At 67.3% G+C, this 14373-nt stretch carries 16 protein-coding genes and 4 pseudogenes; 9 read left to right on the top strand and 11 right to left on the bottom strand.

Annotation, left to right across the window (positions count from 1 at the left end; translation table 11 throughout):
- Positions 1-8 precede the first annotated feature (8 nt).
- The 3 genes from ACZ7M3_RS50860 to ACZ7M3_RS50870 all read left to right on the top strand — a co-directional run bounded on the left by ACZ7M3_RS50860 (position 9) and on the right by ACZ7M3_RS50870 (position 1987).
- Entirely contained in the window at positions 9-848 is an 840-nt protein-coding gene (locus tag ACZ7M3_RS50860) for a hypothetical protein (RefSeq protein WP_472073389.1), read from the top strand.
- Positions 845-1357: an ISAs1 family transposase gene (locus ACZ7M3_RS50865; protein ID WP_472073391.1), complete on the top strand. Its 513-nt coding sequence runs from the start codon at positions 845-847 to the stop codon at positions 1355-1357. The genes ACZ7M3_RS50860 and ACZ7M3_RS50865 overlap by 4 nt, the downstream gene beginning before the upstream one ends.
- 246 nt (positions 1358-1603) lie before the next feature.
- Positions 1604-1987, top strand: a complete 384-nt coding sequence (locus ACZ7M3_RS50870) for a hypothetical protein (RefSeq protein ID WP_472073393.1) — start codon at positions 1604-1606, stop codon at positions 1985-1987.
- Between the two features lie 108 nt (positions 1988-2095).
- Here ACZ7M3_RS50870 and ACZ7M3_RS50875 read toward each other — a convergent pair.
- Positions 2096-2323, bottom strand: a pseudogene (locus ACZ7M3_RS50875) (transposase family protein); the annotation flags it as partial.
- 292 nt (positions 2324-2615) lie between these two features.
- Positions 2616-3365 (bottom strand): transposase, encoded by a 750-nt coding sequence (locus tag ACZ7M3_RS50880; protein WP_472073395.1) that lies wholly within the window; start codon positions 3363-3365, stop codon positions 2616-2618.
- Positions 3366-3705: 340 nt separating this feature from the next.
- Here ACZ7M3_RS50880 and ACZ7M3_RS50885 point away from each other — a divergent pair, with 340 nt between their 5' ends.
- From ACZ7M3_RS50885 to ACZ7M3_RS50895, 3 genes are all read left to right on the top strand, one after another.
- Positions 3706-4284, top strand: coding sequence for an RICIN domain-containing protein (locus ACZ7M3_RS50885; RefSeq protein ID WP_472073397.1), 579 nt, complete (start codon positions 3706-3708; stop codon positions 4282-4284).
- A 126-nt stretch (positions 4285-4410) separates the two neighbouring features.
- On the top strand, positions 4411-4584 hold the full coding sequence (locus ACZ7M3_RS50890; RefSeq protein ID WP_472073399.1) for a hypothetical protein: 174 nt from the start codon (positions 4411-4413) through the stop codon (positions 4582-4584).
- Positions 4585-4745: 161 nt separating this feature from the next.
- A complete protein-coding gene (locus ACZ7M3_RS50895) occupies positions 4746-4958 on the top strand; it encodes a cold-shock protein (RefSeq protein WP_095857332.1) in 213 nt (70 codons plus the stop codon).
- A gap of 154 nt (positions 4959-5112) precedes the next feature.
- Here the strand turns inward: ACZ7M3_RS50895 and ACZ7M3_RS50900 are convergent, their stop codons facing one another.
- The 3 genes from ACZ7M3_RS50900 to ACZ7M3_RS50910 all read right to left on the bottom strand — a co-directional run bounded on the left by ACZ7M3_RS50900 (position 5113) and on the right by ACZ7M3_RS50910 (position 7752).
- Entirely contained in the window at positions 5113-5985 is an 873-nt protein-coding gene (locus tag ACZ7M3_RS50900) for an NADP-dependent oxidoreductase (RefSeq protein WP_472073401.1), read from the bottom strand.
- A 229-nt stretch (positions 5986-6214) separates the two neighbouring features.
- Positions 6215-6742, bottom strand: a complete 528-nt coding sequence (locus ACZ7M3_RS50905; protein ID WP_472073403.1) for an ISAs1 family transposase — start codon at positions 6740-6742, stop codon at positions 6215-6217.
- 521 nt (positions 6743-7263) lie between these two features.
- On the bottom strand, positions 7264-7752 hold the full coding sequence (locus tag ACZ7M3_RS50910) for a hypothetical protein (RefSeq protein WP_472073405.1): 489 nt from the start codon (positions 7750-7752) through the stop codon (positions 7264-7266).
- A gap of 363 nt (positions 7753-8115) precedes the next feature.
- On the opposite strand from ACZ7M3_RS50910, the gene ACZ7M3_RS50915 reads away from it, so the two are divergent.
- Positions 8116-8277: a hypothetical protein gene (locus ACZ7M3_RS50915; protein ID WP_472073407.1), complete on the top strand. Its 162-nt coding sequence runs from the start codon at positions 8116-8118 to the stop codon at positions 8275-8277.
- 496 nt (positions 8278-8773) lie between these two features.
- Here the strand turns inward: ACZ7M3_RS50915 and ACZ7M3_RS50920 are convergent, their stop codons facing one another.
- Entirely contained in the window at positions 8774-9178 is a 405-nt protein-coding gene (locus ACZ7M3_RS50920; protein WP_472073409.1) for a hypothetical protein, read from the bottom strand.
- A gap of 168 nt (positions 9179-9346) precedes the next feature.
- Between ACZ7M3_RS50920 and ACZ7M3_RS50925 the strand changes: the two genes are divergently transcribed.
- On the top strand, positions 9347-9571 hold the full coding sequence (locus ACZ7M3_RS50925) for a hypothetical protein (RefSeq protein ID WP_472073411.1): 225 nt from the start codon (positions 9347-9349) through the stop codon (positions 9569-9571).
- Positions 9572-9703: 132 nt separating this feature from the next.
- On the opposite strand, the gene ACZ7M3_RS50930 is transcribed toward ACZ7M3_RS50925, so the two are convergent.
- From ACZ7M3_RS50930 to ACZ7M3_RS50945, 4 genes and pseudogenes are all read right to left on the bottom strand, one after another.
- Complete coding sequence (locus ACZ7M3_RS50930; protein ID WP_472073419.1) at positions 9704-10717, bottom strand: cytochrome P450; 1014 nt, start codon at positions 10715-10717, stop codon at positions 9704-9706.
- A gap of 240 nt (positions 10718-10957) precedes the next feature.
- A pseudogene (locus ACZ7M3_RS50935) lies at positions 10958-12328 on the bottom strand (NAD(P)/FAD-dependent oxidoreductase); the annotation flags it as partial.
- A complete protein-coding gene (locus ACZ7M3_RS50940) occupies positions 12328-12477 on the bottom strand; it encodes a ferredoxin reductase (protein ID WP_472073413.1) in 150 nt (49 codons plus the stop codon). The gene ACZ7M3_RS50940 and the pseudogene ACZ7M3_RS50935, both read right to left, overlap by 1 nt.
- A 248-nt stretch (positions 12478-12725) precedes the next feature.
- Positions 12726-13115: a hypothetical protein gene (locus ACZ7M3_RS50945; protein ID WP_472073415.1), complete on the bottom strand. Its 390-nt coding sequence runs from the start codon at positions 13113-13115 to the stop codon at positions 12726-12728.
- A 366-nt stretch (positions 13116-13481) separates the two neighbouring features.
- On the opposite strand from ACZ7M3_RS50945, the pseudogene ACZ7M3_RS50950 reads away from it, so the two are divergent.
- Positions 13482-13871, top strand: a pseudogene (locus ACZ7M3_RS50950) (winged helix-turn-helix domain-containing protein); the annotation flags it as partial.
- 75 nt (positions 13872-13946) lie between these two features.
- Here the strand turns inward: ACZ7M3_RS50950 and ACZ7M3_RS50955 are convergent.
- Positions 13947-14126: pseudogene (locus tag ACZ7M3_RS50955) on the bottom strand (transposase); the annotation flags it as partial.
- Positions 14127-14373: the final 247 nt, after the last annotated feature.

The following is a 14373-nucleotide window of genomic DNA, read 5'->3' on the forward strand; positions in this document are numbered from 1 at the left end:
CCATCTTCGTGACCCAGGCGGAGTTCGACCGGTGGATGGCGGACGAGGACGCTGTGTTGAGATTCGGCCAGATCGGCAGCCGTGGCGCTGGCCTGCGGATGCGCGCCGTCGGCAACGAGCTCGCGGTGCGCCTGGCGAAGACCGTGCACCGCCTGGACCTCGACAACCGCGAACTGCCCGTCGACCGCGGCCAGGACGAAGAGGAGGACCTGGCCCGCATGCTGATCGCCGCGGCCTGGTACCAGGTCCTCGCCCGTACGCCGATCGGCTTCGCCTACACCCCGCTCGCCAAGGCCGCCCTCGAGGACCCCGCCGCCTTCACGCTCAGGCGGCTGCTGGAGCTCCGAACCGCGACCTGGTGGGACGTCACCACCCGGCTCCACAAGACCGCCCACGGTCCCCTTCAGGCCCTGCGTGCTGGCACCCGGCCCGGGGACTGCGTCGGGGGGCCGACGTTCACCGGCGCCCAGATCACCGCCGACGCCGACATCGTCGTCGACGGCCTGCTCCTCGATTTCAAGAGTGCTCGTCGGCCGCTGGCGGAGATGTCCCAGCGCACCGCCTGGCAGCTGACCGGCTACCTGCTGCTCGATCCCGCCGACCGGTACCGGATCGACACCATCGGCCTCTACCTGACCCGCTCCGGGGTCCTCACCTCCTGGCCCGTCGACGACTACCTCGCCCTGCTGGGCGTCTGCCGCCGCGACCTCACCGAGCTGCGCGACGTGTTCGCCGAACTGCTCGCCGGCTGCCGGGGCCAGGCCGACGTCCGGTACTTCGCCACCCAGGAGGAGACCGAGCGCGTCCGGCGGCTGCTGGAGCGCCGGTCGCCGGGCCCGGCTGCGTGAAGAAGAACCAGGCCGGCCTCTACAAGCGGCTGCACACGCTGCCCTGGACGGAGGTGACCGCGAAGTTCTACAACCGTAGCGAGGGGCATGGCCGCAAGGAGACCCGCGTGGTCCAGGTCCTGACAGTCGACGGCCTCGACTTCCCACACGCCGCCCAGGCCGCCCGGGTCGTACGCCATCGCACCTGTCTGAAGACCGGCAGGCGCAGCCGCGAGGCGGTCTATGTCATCACCGACCTGACCAGCCAGGAAGCCTCCCCGCAGCGACTGACGAAGATCATTCGCTCGCAGTGGGTGATCGAAAACAGACTCCACTTCGTCCGTGACACCGCCTTCCGCGAGGACGCATCCAAGGTGCGCTCCCAGCACGGCCCGGAGAACATGGCCACCTTCCGCAGCTTCGCGATCCACCGCCTCCGCGCCGCCGGGCACCACAACATCGCCGCCGGACTCCGCGAGATGTCCTACGAGCCGTTCACTCGCCCTCTGGCTCTCCTCGGACTCCGCTGACGAGCACGGACGCATGAACAGTCAGACACGTTGAAACCACCCTGCCCCCAACCCCAGCCCCAACTCCCGCCCGCAGTACGAGCCTCTGAGCAGCCTGTATGGCAGCTATGAACGTCGTTGACAAGATCACGACAGGGCCGCAAACTGTGCCTTTCACGCAGGGCATCTCGGAGGGGAACACTCGAAATGGCTCGCACAACAGCAAGGCTCGGCGCACTCGCCGGAACACTCGCTCTCGCAGCCGGCATGACGCTGACGAACGCCGGACCCGCTTCCGCCGCTCCCTCTTTCACCTTCGGTTACCAGTCTTTCTCCAACGGCGACTACACGATCAACGTCTACAACGACGGAGTGCTCGCAGGGTCGGTTGATTGGTACGCGGACCCCCACGGTGTCATCGGTCCCGGAACCGGAGACACCGTTTGTGCGTCGGACTATCTGGCCGATGGTTACGGGATCGAGGCCCATCTGAACGGCACCTTCCGGCAAGCCACGACCGCCGGGCACAACTCTCCGTACACCGACTGCACATCGGGTGACATCGCCGAAAACACCCCGTTGACCCTGCGCGCGTACGTCGTGAAGGGCGGCGAGGTCGCGTATTCGCTGGGAAAGACCGTGTACTCCTGACCGGAGGCCCTGGGGAGTAGAAGCCCCACGCGTGCATCCCATCATCGCGGTGCTCGGGGCGGTGCGAACGGTGAAGGCGGACACGGTCCGGGCGCCGAGCCGGGCCAGGGTGTCGTGCGGAGCGTTTTGCGCCCACTGTCCGATCGCCGCGAAGGACCGGGCCCCGCACATGACCGCGGAGCAGGCCACCAGAAGCACGCTCACGAACGGGTGACGCCTGCCGCGCCGGTCACGTGGATCAGGCAAGGTCGCCAGCCTCGACGGCAGGTCGCCGACCGCGCGATGCCGACGCGAGGGCGACTTGACCAGACACACAGTGGCAGACTGACGACACATCGAAGCTCCGGTCGGTACAGGCGACTTGGTAGGTCACCGGCATCAACCGGAGCTTCGTTGTGTGCGTGACGGCCCGCCACCCCATCGTCACGATGCCGTGACCAGCACGGATCGTTGATCGAAAAGACTTTGAAACCGCCCTGCGTCTCTCCCTTCTGGGCGAGCGCCCCCGCCGCGATCACGTTCACTGCCGGCGGGCACACAGCGGCGTTCCCGACGATCGCCTGCCCGACGGCACCAGCCGATCGGCGCCCGTAGCGCGGTCGTCGGCCGACGGACGCAATGAGAGTCTTCAGCGTTGCCGCTCCAGGGTGAGAATGGCTTTGGTGATTGGCGCCATGCGATTGGGGCTGCAGCGGGACCTGCGGAAGATCCGCCAGGACTTCAGGCAGGCCACGCCGCGCTCAACCGGTGCCCGTGCCGCGGCCAGAGCCCGGTTGACGGTCTTCTCGGTAGGGGTGAGTTCCCGCAGGGGCCTGCGTTTGATGCCCGTGGTCAGCCAGGGGCCACCGCCCTGGTAGGCGAGATCGGCCAGGATGGGGACGCCCTGGCGCTCGCAGATGCGGATGATCCGGTGGGTGCGGGCGGCGGACAGGTCGTGGGAGCGGCCCGGCAGCGCGGGCGAGAGCCACAGCAGCCGGCCGTCCGGATCGGTGACTACCTGCACGTTCACCCCGTGCCGGCGGTGCTTGTGGGAGTAGTCGGCCCGTCCGTCGCCGACCCGGTCGCACTCGGCGAGCGTGCCGTCCAGGAGGACGAAGTCCGGATCCTGCCCGCGTAGGACCTTCAGCAGGCCCGGTGCACGGTCGGCGAGGAGGTCGATGACCGCGCTGGTGTAGGCGTGGGCGGTGGACTCGCTGATCCCGAACCCGGCAGCGACCTTCGCCAGGGTGGTGTGCTCGCGCAGGTACACCAGTGCCACCTTCGCGCGCTGGGACGGACGGAGCTTGCAGCGGCGGTCACCCTCACGGGTGACGATGAGCATGGTGACCCACTCCACGAGCGCATGTGGCAGGTCGAGTGCGGCAGGATAGATGACCAACGAGGCCCCTGAGCAGCGTGGTTGAGACGTCAGACATCTCGATCAACTGCCCGGGGGCCTCGCTCGTTGCGCTTCACGGACCGTCACCCGATCGGTGGCCCGCTCGAAGAAGCTCAATGAGCAGCTCCTCGCCCTCGGAGTCGCCTTCCCTGTCACATTCGGCGCGTTGAAGTTTGGGGCCAGGTCGAGTTCGCAGTGTCGGCCGGGGCCACCCAGCCCCCACGGCCCGGCGAGTCATGTCTGACTCGATCGAGTGCATTCCTCGATTCTGGCGATATATGCCCTTCTCTGGTGTCCAAAGTACTAAAAGTGTACGGAGAGTGAGCGAGAAGGAGGAGATATGTCTGGTTCCTTGGCGGTAGGGCGGCGGCGGTGTGTCGCGGTGCTGGGCGCAGCGCTGTTGGGGGCGGTGATGTCGCTGCCAGGGGCGGCCACCGCGGCCGAGCAGTCCTCCCACACCGGCGTCGGCCTGCTGCAGGACGATTTTCCGCCGGGCTATTTCTTCATCCGAAACTACGAGAGCAATCTGGTGCTCGACATCGCAGACGGCAGCACCGCGCCCGGCGGCCGGGTCATTCTCTGGGACAAGAAGCCCAGTGATAACGACAACCAACTGTGGAAGTATGACGAGGGCTTCCTTGTCAACAAGAAGAGCGGGCTCGTCCTGGAAGTCCCCGGTTACGAAAACGGCGGAAACATCAACCCGGGAACCGCCCTCGTTCAAAGCAAAAGGCGGGAACAGCCGAAGAGCCTCAACCAACTCTGGGCGTACAACTACCGCTATTTGATGCCTTACGACCCCAAGGTTGTCGTCAGCGCCGAAGGCGACAACCTCACACGAGGCGCGGCGGTCGCTGTCAATAGGGCAGTGGACTTCCCCAACAACATTAGGCAGCAATGGACTTTCGAATCGCCATAAACGCGAGGATCAGCTCATAGCCGCTCTTGGGCCTACCTTGGATACGAAACCCGCTCAGCGCCCAGTGGCACACGGTGAGGCCCGACCGGCGATGACGGCTCACCATCGAGCAGATGGCTGAGCAAGTTGATTCGTACCCGCCTGTCCCCGCAGTCCGTACGCCACAGCTCCGCGGGCGCGGGCGACGGTCAGCGGCGGCCGCGCCGGTTCGGCGACGTCGTCCTGGTCCTGGTCGTGCTCGCCCATGACTCCATCGTCCTCGGCGTCAGCGAGCCGGGCCAGGGCGTGCGTGTCTGCTGACAGGTGATCTTGACTATTTTCCTGGTGAGTTTGATCGCCTGGCTCCGATCACTTTGTCAGACAAGGTCGGGGATTCCCGGGATCGTCCCCGTCATCGGGAATGATCAGCTCGTTGGGCGTTTTGCACGTCCAGTCCGAGCACGTGATTCGAGGGAGTGGATATGGCGGAGCGGCAGTCCGGCACCGTGAAGTGGTTCAACGAAGAGAAGGGGTTCGGCTTCATCACCCCCGAGAGCGGTCCGGACCTCTTCGTGCACTTCAAGTCGATCCAGGGGAACGGTTTCAAGAGTCTCAAGGAAGGCCAGAAGGTGACCTTCATCGCGGTGCAGGGCCAGAAGGGTATGCAGGCGGACGAGGTCATCACGGAGGGCTGAGTCCCTGATCAGGGAAGCGTCCGCGCGTACGGTCCCGCCGCACCGGATCGGCGGGGCCAGCGTCTTCGGTCGGCTCGGTGCCACTCCGGGTGGCGGCTCCAGCTCCGGGCGCTCTTGCCCGAGGCGGGGAGGACCGGTCACTGTCCCCGAGTCCTCACGGACGAGCGCGGATGATCATCTTTCCCTTGCGTCGCTCGGTCGCGTTGAGGGCGGCGACGGCATCGTCGAGGGTCGAGACGTCACCGATGTTCGTCCGCAGCCGTCCGTCCCGCACCCGCCGCACGATCTCACCCAGTTCGGCACGATCGGCCTCGACAACGAAGTCCACCGCCAGGCCCTCAGCGGGTCGCGCCTCGGCCGGGCCGACGATGGACACCAGCGTTCCTCCGGCCTTGATCAGGGCAGCGGACCGCTTCTGGACGTCGTCACCGATGACATCGAAGACCAGATCGACGTCGCCGACGTCTTTCAGCGCGTCATTGCCAAGGTCGACGAACTCATGCGCGGCGAAGTCGAGTGCCTTCTCACGGTCGGCGGCGCGTCCGGTGCCGATGACGTAAGCGCCGGCCTCACGTGCGAGCTGGGTCACCATCGTCCCGACTGCCCCGGACGCGCCATGGGCGAGGACGGTCTGGCCAGACTGAAGGCGGCCGTGCTGGAACAGCCCCTGCCACGCGGTCAGACCTGAGATTGGCAGGGACGCGCCTACCGTGAAGTCGACGTCGCCGGGCAGCGGAGCGAGGTTGCGTGCTTCGATCGCCACGTACTCCGCCAGGGTGCCGTCACGGTGCCAGTCGGCGAGGCCGAACACCCGCTGCCCGACCGACAGCCCCGTCGTGCCGTAGCCGAGGGCGGTGACCACTCCGGCCAGCTCATGGCCGGGGATGGACGGTGTCTTGTCACGGCCGGCGCGATCGGTCCAGGTCGATGGCCACTCCATCTCGGTCGGGACGAAGCCCGATGCATGAATCTGAACGACGACGTCGTTGATCGATGCCTGCGGCTCGGGCCGCTCCTCCAGCGTCATCCCGGCCGTTCCCGCAGCCTGGTCCGTCACCACGATCGATGTGCCAGTGGCGGCGGATCCACGCGGCGAGCTGTGTTGGCCGGGCCTGGTGCACGTGCAGGTTCGTGATCGCGTAGACGGTCTCGGTGGTGAAGCGTCTCGGCTGGTCCAAACGGTGCCGCCGGCGGCGGATCGTGGATGGCCTGAGCGACGTGCGGGAAGTCGATGCCGGTGGAGACGGTCAGGATCTTCAGGGTGCGGATCTGGCGGCGGCCGTGTTCGCGGCCGGCCTCGCGGGTGACGTCCGGGACGGCCCACCAGGGCAGGCCGGCCAATCGCTGGTGCAGGGTAAGCCGGTTGCCTTGACGGTCAGCATCCAGTCGGCGCCGCGTTCGGCGAGGTAGGTGACGTGATCACGCTGGCAGTGCAGCGCGTCGACGGTGATCACGGTGCCGCGCAGGTCACTGATCCGGTCGAGCAGCGGTGCGAAGCGAGTGATCTCGTCGGTCTTGCCGTCGACGTCGGTGCTCGCGAGGACGACGCTGGTGTCCTGGGCACAGGCTGCGAGGACGTGCCGGGCAGTGCTGCCGCTGCTGCGTGAGCCGCGCAGAGCCTTGCCGTCGACCGCGATTGCTTGTCTCGTGGCCGGCTCCTCTGTGGTCGTGGCCCGGCCGGTGCGCCAGTCACCGGTCGCCGCGGTCAGTAGGTCAGGATCGAGTGCTTGCAGCAGGCGGCAGCTCATCGTCTCGGACGGCCTGCGATCAGGGTTGATACCCAAGGCGAGCATGGTCGCGGCTGGGACGTCGTCGATCCATTCGGCGTTCGCCGTGTAGTTACCGGATCCACGAGCTCGTCGTGGTGTGCGGCACCGGCTGCCGGTCGTAGCAGCACGGCGGTCTGCGCTGTTGTGGCCGGCTGCCGCCCCGCGATCACGGCCGGGCTGTGGAGGCGAGGGACGACGTCCGCCGCACGGCCGCCGTCCCTCGCCCGGGATCCGCGACGCCGACGCCGCCCGCTTCTGGACACCGTTCGGCTACCCGAGCTTCCCTGTTGAAGTAGCGTGTTAAAGCTGATCCAACAGGGGTGGTTCTGTGTGCCGGGATCCCCCGTCCAACTTCAACATGCTGAACTCGACAGGAAGCGCAGGGTAGCGGAGGGTGCCCAGTGCGCGACCAGCACGAACTCGAGTACGCGACCAACAACCCACACCAGCCCCTTGCCCAGCGACTTCAGGATGGTGGATCTTCAGTGGTTCGACCTGGCTGAGCGCCGCCGCGGCCTCACACCCCGTCTTGTGGATCAGTCGTACCAGGTGATGCTTTGCCACGCGGAGTTGGCGTAGATCTGGTAGCCGCGCTGGGCCACTTCGGTAGTGCTGCCGCACATGGCCGTGCTGTATCCCGCAGTCGTAAGGACGTTGCCGTAGACCTTGCCTGCGCCGCCCGTGTAGAGGCAATTGACGACCGCACGGACTTTCTGCCCGCACCTGGGTGCTTCTGTATAGATCCTTGAGCCACCACTGATGTAGATCGTGGTGACGAGGTAGCCGCACGTAGGGTCTTTGGGCTCGATGGTGCTTGGCTTGCTGGGCGCTGCGGCGGCGATGGGGGTGCCGCCAGCGCGGATGTTGTCCGGGGCGGCGGTGATCCCGTCCTGGTACTGATTGGCCGGTACGGCGATGAGGTCGTCCGCATGGATGGTGCCCGGGGTAACGGCCATTGCCGGGGCGCCGGTGGCGACGACGGCCGCAGCCATCGCGACTGCTGCGGCTAACCGGGGGATCTTCATCTTTGCTCCTCATCCTCAACTCGGGTGCTGTTCCAGTCGTTCGGCTGTACCAGAAATGGCGCGAGACGTGGTGTCCCGATACCGCTGCCGCTCCTGGAGCGCGATGACCTGCCAGGGTCCATGAAGGTGGCTCTCTTCGCCCGCACAGGCATGGCTGCTTCCCTATGTGAGGGTTGAGAGGCGGGCAGTGTGACATCGGCGGGCATCCCGGCGTATGCCACCGACTCCCCCCACGCCGTGACCACGGATGCCGATATCCGGCATCTCTGCCAGATCGGGACCAGGCGGTACCTTCTCCGTAACCAACGGCAGCCCTCCCACAGCTGTGAGGGACTACGTGACACAGCCGGTTGCGGCTGCTGCATGGTGCTGCTTGTCGTCCTGCTGCTCATAGTGGCGTGCAGCCGGGGGGTGCTGCCGATGGGCGGGGTGGTCGTCATCGTGGTGGTGCTGCTCGGGTTCGTCGTCCTGGTGGTGGTCCTCGTGGTGGTGGCTGGAGTGGTGGTGGCTGGAGTGGTGGTGTAGCGCAGCATTTGCACGGCCCGGACGGGATACGGGTGCTGCTCGTGCAGCAGGCCGGCCCCGACCGTGCTGCAGCCGCCTGCGGTCCGGGGCTGTGCTGCATGCAGCAGGCGCTGCTCCCCGGCCGGCAGCACGGCACCGTCTCCGTAGCGGCGGCTGCATAGCAGTCCGCAGGACACCCCATGACCAGGAGACCAAGAAGGCCTGCCCCAGTGCCTGCTCCCAGTTCGCCAGGACCGGCGGGCGGTTCACCCGCGCAGGTCCTCGGGCAGTTTGAAGGGGCTCGGCCGGATCCCCGGCCGAGCCCCTTCGGCATCTGTTTGAACCCTGGTTCGTCGTGGCTGGCCCGGATCAGAGCAGCAGTCGCCTGCGGTACCGCCGGACCCTGCGGTACCGCAGGCGACTGACGGGTGGCGTCCCGCCCGACGCGCCTGTGGCAGCCGATGTCACCCGCTGGGCTTGCTTCTCTCCTTCGCACCTTCCAGACCGGCGTCGGCGTCTACGGTCGGCAAACGCGTACGGACATGGGCACACGCGGGGGAGTGGGATGAGGAGTTGGGAGAGGGCGCTGGAGGCGCTGTATGAGCGCGGGCAGGCGGCCGGGCACGGCTGGACGCTCGACACGGAGTTCCTCCCACGCGGCCGCGATCGGTAACGCTGCAGGCAGCGTGCGGGCGCGCTCACGCGGCGTACCCGGGACGAAGGACATCCCACCGGAGGCGATCGCGCCGAACAGCGCGTAGACCGCCGCGACATGGTTTCCCAGACCGTAGCGCGCCGCGTAGAACCCCGTGCAGGCCACCAGCGTCACCCGCGCCGAACGACGCACCGCCCTCAGGCCCGGATCACGGGCCCTCAGCCGCTCCAGCCACGGCCCAAGGGCACCCGTGGCCTCCTCGTTCATTTGGCACAGCGCACGCCCCCCACAATCACATCACGGTAGGCCGGCGGATGAGCCCGGCCACCGCGCACCCGGGAACCGGGTCCGGTATCGCGCGCGACGGCCCCAACCATGCTTGATGGCTGGGTATCAGCAGGTGCGGGAACTGGCGACAGAGGACCGGGCCCCGGAATGGAGGAGATGAAGGGCAATCAGCCCACACCAAATATCCTCTCAGGCTCGGGACTTGGCATGATTGTGATGCTCGACGGAGTCGTCGCGGGCGACGAATACGTCGGCGACCAGCGTCGGAGGGAACAGGCCGTGCTCGACGACGCTGAGGGTGGCGCCGAGCAGCGCCGCCAGGCCCGCGAGGTCGTCGTAGGCACAGTGACGCGCTCCACCTGGACGCCATGAACCACGTCCGCTCCACAGTGTGTGGGTCGACGGTGGACGGGATGGGAGCTGAGGAGGGTAGCGGGTTGCTGTCGAATGCCGAGCCGGCCCGTCGGCCGTGGTGTGACCTTCCAACTGCCCTCGGGTGCCGCGTCAACCGTCACCCTGCTCGATGTCCAGATGGATCGGACCCCGAAGAACGGGGCTGGGCCGGTACGGCGGCGGGTCGGCGACCAGCCTGGGTCGGTCGAGCCGGCGTACCAGCTCGGTCAGCGCGATCTGGGTTTCCCGCCGGGCCAGCGGGCCACCGAAGCACAGGTGGATGCCGCTGCCGAACCCCAGGTGCTGGTTGTCTCGCCGATCCGGGTCGAATCGGTCCGGATCGTGGAAGCGCTTCGGATCGCGGCTGCCTGAGGCAAGCATGAGCATGATCTGCGAGCCCTTGGGGATGACGGTGTCGGCGACGGTGATGTCGCTGTACGCCGCCCGCCAGGGAATGATCTGCACGGGGGGCTCGTAGCGCAGCAGTTCCTCGACCAGCGGCACGACGAGGTCCGGTTCGTCGCGCAGTCGTTGCAGCACCTGCGGGTGGCGCAGCAACGTCAGCATGCCGTTGGTGATGAGGTTGACGATGGTTTCATGGCCGGCGATGAGGAGCAGTTTGGCGGTGGCGACGATGTCGGCGTCGGCCAGCCGACCGTCAGGCCCGTCGTCGTTGGCCAGCCGTGACAGCAGGTCGTCTCCCGGCCGGCCGTGGCGCTGTTCCACCAGCTCGCCGAGGCACTGGCGCAGATCTTTGCGGGCCCGTACGCCCTTGTCCAGTTTCTCCTTCGGGTCGGTCTTGGGGTCGTAGTCGATCGAGTTCATGATGTCGTTCACCCAGAGGTGGAACCTCGGCTCGTTCGCGCGTGGCACGCCGAGCAAGTGACAGATCACGGTTACGGGGAACGGGAAGGCGAAATCATCGACGACGTCGATCTGCTCCTTGCCCACCAAATCGTCGATCAGGCTGCGGACGGTGGCGGTCAGGAAGCCTTCAAGTCCGGTCACCAACCCAGGGGTGTGCGGGGGGCCGAAGTGACGCGTCGCCATACGCCGCAGGCGATCGTGCTCGGGCGAGTCCATGTGGATGAACGACGACGCGGCCCCTCCCTCGACTGAGGGCATCGGACGCGACAGATTGCGCACGTCGGAACTCAGATGCGGGTCATTCAGGATGTCCGTGATCTCGCGATAGGCGCTGATGACGTAGCTGCCGTCCTCCTGCCGAGCCACCGGCGTCCTGCGCAACTCGGCATACAACGGGTAGGGGTCGGCCCGGGCGGAGTAGTCGAAGATCCGTTGCAGCGTGTCGGGCGTCCCGGTCGCAGTCGTCCTGCCTTCCTCCTGCCGATGCCGGTGCACAGCCGTGACGCGGCGCTCACCCGGGTCATGGCCTGTCACGACCGCCGTGGCGCCCTGCGGGAGCAGGGCGGGGCCGGGGAAGTCGACGGGCACCGGTTTCATGTCGGCCGGCTGGTCCGGCGTGGGACAGGGGGGCGGGAAAGGTGCTGCCGTCTCGATCAACCGTCGGTAGTGGTCCAGCCACTTACCGTTGTTGAAGCTCACGGCGGCCGTTACGCGGCCCCGATAGCCATATACGGTGACGAAACGGTGGTCGTCCAGCGATCCCTGGGTGACGACCACCTCGTCGGCGAAGGTCGGCACGCCGACGGACTTGATGTTGACGCCGAACTGGATCGACCAGAACAGCGGGATGGACAGGTGCGGCCGGCGGTCCGCCGGGGCGCTGACCATGTTGTGTGCCGCGACCTCTGCCTGCTCCACGGCGTTGGCCCAATGCTCCAGTGCGATGAGCCGGTATTCGTGGATGGGGTTCGGGCAACGTGCCACGTCTCCCGCGGCGAAGACGTCGTCGGCGACGCGGCCATGGATGTCGAGGACACGGCAACCCGTGTCACAGGTGATTCCCCACACGCCCGCCGCCAGTCCCGACTCCCGGAGCCACTCGGTGTTGCGGATGCTCCCGAGCGCCACCACCGCCACATCGGCGTCGATAGTGCTGCCGTCGGAGAAGTGGGCGCGGCGGAAGTGCCCCTGGGCGTCGCCTTCCAGCTGGGTGACTTTGACGCCGCAGCGCAGATCGACGCCGTGGGCGCGCTGCATGTCCGACGCCACCTCGCCGACCATGGCGCCGAGTGCGCCGACCAGCGGGGCCGGTGCGAGTTCGGCGACGGTCACCGGGATGTCCCGCTCGCGGCAGACGGAGGCGATCTCGGAGCCGGTGAATCCCGCACCGATGACCAGTACCCGGGAGGGCCCGGCGGCGAGGGCTCGCTGCAGGCTCTCGGCATGCTCGCGCGTACGTACGACGAACACGCCGCCCAGGGCCGCCTCGGACTCGACGAACCACGGCCGGGCCCGTACCCCGGTGGAGATCAGCACCCGGTCGAAGGGCACCTCGCGTCCGTCGGCGAGATGTACGTGGTTCGTCGCGAGGTCCAGCCCGCTGGCGGGCACGCCCAGCAGCCACTGCGCATCGATGCCACGACGGCGGGGCAAAGTGGTGCCGTCCGCCGGCACCCACCCGGTCAGTACCTGCTTGGACAGGGGAGGCCGGTCGTAGGGCTCGCCCAACTCGTCACCGATCATGGTCAACGATCCGGTGAAACCCTCGTCTCGCAGAGCCTCCGCGGCCCGCAGCCCCGCCAGCGACGCCCCGACGATCACGATGCGGCCATCGCGCTTGAACACACGCAGGTTGTCGGCACTGGTCATCACGGCGAGGCCTCCACCGGTGCGTGCGGCGCATCCAGCTGGTCGACTAGCATCGCCTGGAACGGGCAGGCCGCCGCGGCACGTAGCACCTGGTCGCGCCGGGCGTCGTCGGGGTCCGGGTCGTACATGAGCGCTTTCTCACCGTGCATCCGGAACGCCTCCGGAGCCAGGAACGCGCGCTGCGCCTACCCCTCGCATCGGGAAAGATCAACGACAACTTTCACCCCGACCTCCACAGGCAGTGGGAGCTGCAGACCCTCAAGCCGGCGCCACTCCGGCGCGCAATGAGGGAGGATCCGGCCGCTGCCCACGCCTGCGAAGTGTGAGGGGGTGCACCGCGCTCGTCGGGTCTCCATGGATAGAATTGATCACCGCGGCTAAGGCGATCGGCGCCTGGCTAGGGACGTATCCCTGGTTGCCGCTGCATTTTGATTACGTAAGCGGCGCTCTTTTGGATTGCCGTTTCGACAGAAACCGTGTGTCCGGATCGGGTGGCCGGTCCGGCCGGTTCGCCGCGCAGCAGGTCGGGGCGGGCCTCCGCGAGGGCGAAGGCTCGCCTGAGCCCGGCGACAAGCGCGTCGTCGATGCGGTAGCGCCGTGCTCGCTCGTCCCGCTGGAACAGGGGATCCGCGCCATCCGGGCCGGCGCGGCGCTGCACCGCCTTGACGCTGGTCAGCGTCCCGTTGATCCGTGACGGCGCGATCGGGGTCGTCGGGTGATCGGCGAAGCGCTGCTGGATGTCGTCGTAGGAGGCGGCGCCGCCCAGGTCGGTGATCCGGCGCAGCACTGCCGGGGCCCGGGCCTTAGCGCTGCGATCACGTGGAACAGCAACCGGTCCGTCCGGCCGCCCTCGAGGTCGTCGTCGGCGAGGTCCTGCGGGCCGGGGCGTGAGTCCGCGGCCGGAGCATCCGGCCACGCCTCCGGAACGGCCAGCCGCAGCCCGTAGGCCGCCTGGACCGCGGCCACCGTCTGCTCGTGCGACAAACGCGACCCAGAAGGCAATCCAGAGGATTGAAGAACACCCGAACTACCAGCGGACGCTCGATGCCCGCCCCTCGGAGGGGCGCTACGACTTCGTGATTCGAGCTACTGACCTTGTCGGCGTGATGTCGCGGGGGCTGACAAGTGGTGGCTGTCGCAGTAAGCCGGTGATATGAGGTATCCGCAAGGGGGCGGGCTGACCGCGGAGCGGTGGACGTTTCGCGGGCGTATTCGGATGGAGGCGGCCGAGTTGTTCGCCCTGGGAGACGACAGTTCCCTGGTCGCCAAGCAGTTACGTGTCAGCGTGTGGTCGGTGCAACGATGGCGCCTGGTGTGGGAGCAGGGTGGGACGTCAGCTTTGGAGTCGAAGGGGTCGGCGTCCAGGCGCAAGCTGAGTGAGGCACTGTTTGAGGTGCTCGAGCAGGAGTTGGCCAAGGGGCCGGTCGTGCACGGCTGGCCGGGCCAGACCTGGACGCTGGCGCGGATCAAGGCGCTGATCGGGCGCCGGTTCCACAAGAGTATGACGTTGTCGGCGGTTGCGCGGATGCTGCACGGGCATGGCTAGCGCGCCATCGACAAGTTCAAGGAATGGTGAGGTCGGGCCACCTGGTACGACTGTGAGGATGTTCGGGTGCCGCCTCGGGCGGTGGTCTGGCCCGCGATACGGCTCGTCCTTGCGGACCCGCGTCCGCAAGGACTCGGCTGTGACACCGAGGTCCGCGGCCACAGCCGCGTGCGTCCGCTTGCTGGCCGCAGCGCGGTAGAGCGCGACGGCGTCCTTCCTGAACTCCTCCGGATACGGAGACTTGCGTCCCACCTGGGTATCCCTCCTTGGATCATCAAGATCCATTGTCAGGGTGTCCACTCCAAAGGATCAGCCTCAAACAGCTTTTGGGTGGGCTGTTCGCGTCAGGGCGGGGGGGGGTGGGGGTTCGGGTTCGTGGTGGAGGGGTGTGGTGGCTGGGGTGGCTGGTTGGTCGGGGTGGGGGTTGGTTCGGGTTGTCTGGTTGGGGGTGGTGGGGGTGGTTGTGTGTTGTGAAAATACGGACTAGCTGGTTTGGTTT

The organism is Streptomyces sp. NPDC111656, from assembly GCF_055656965.1.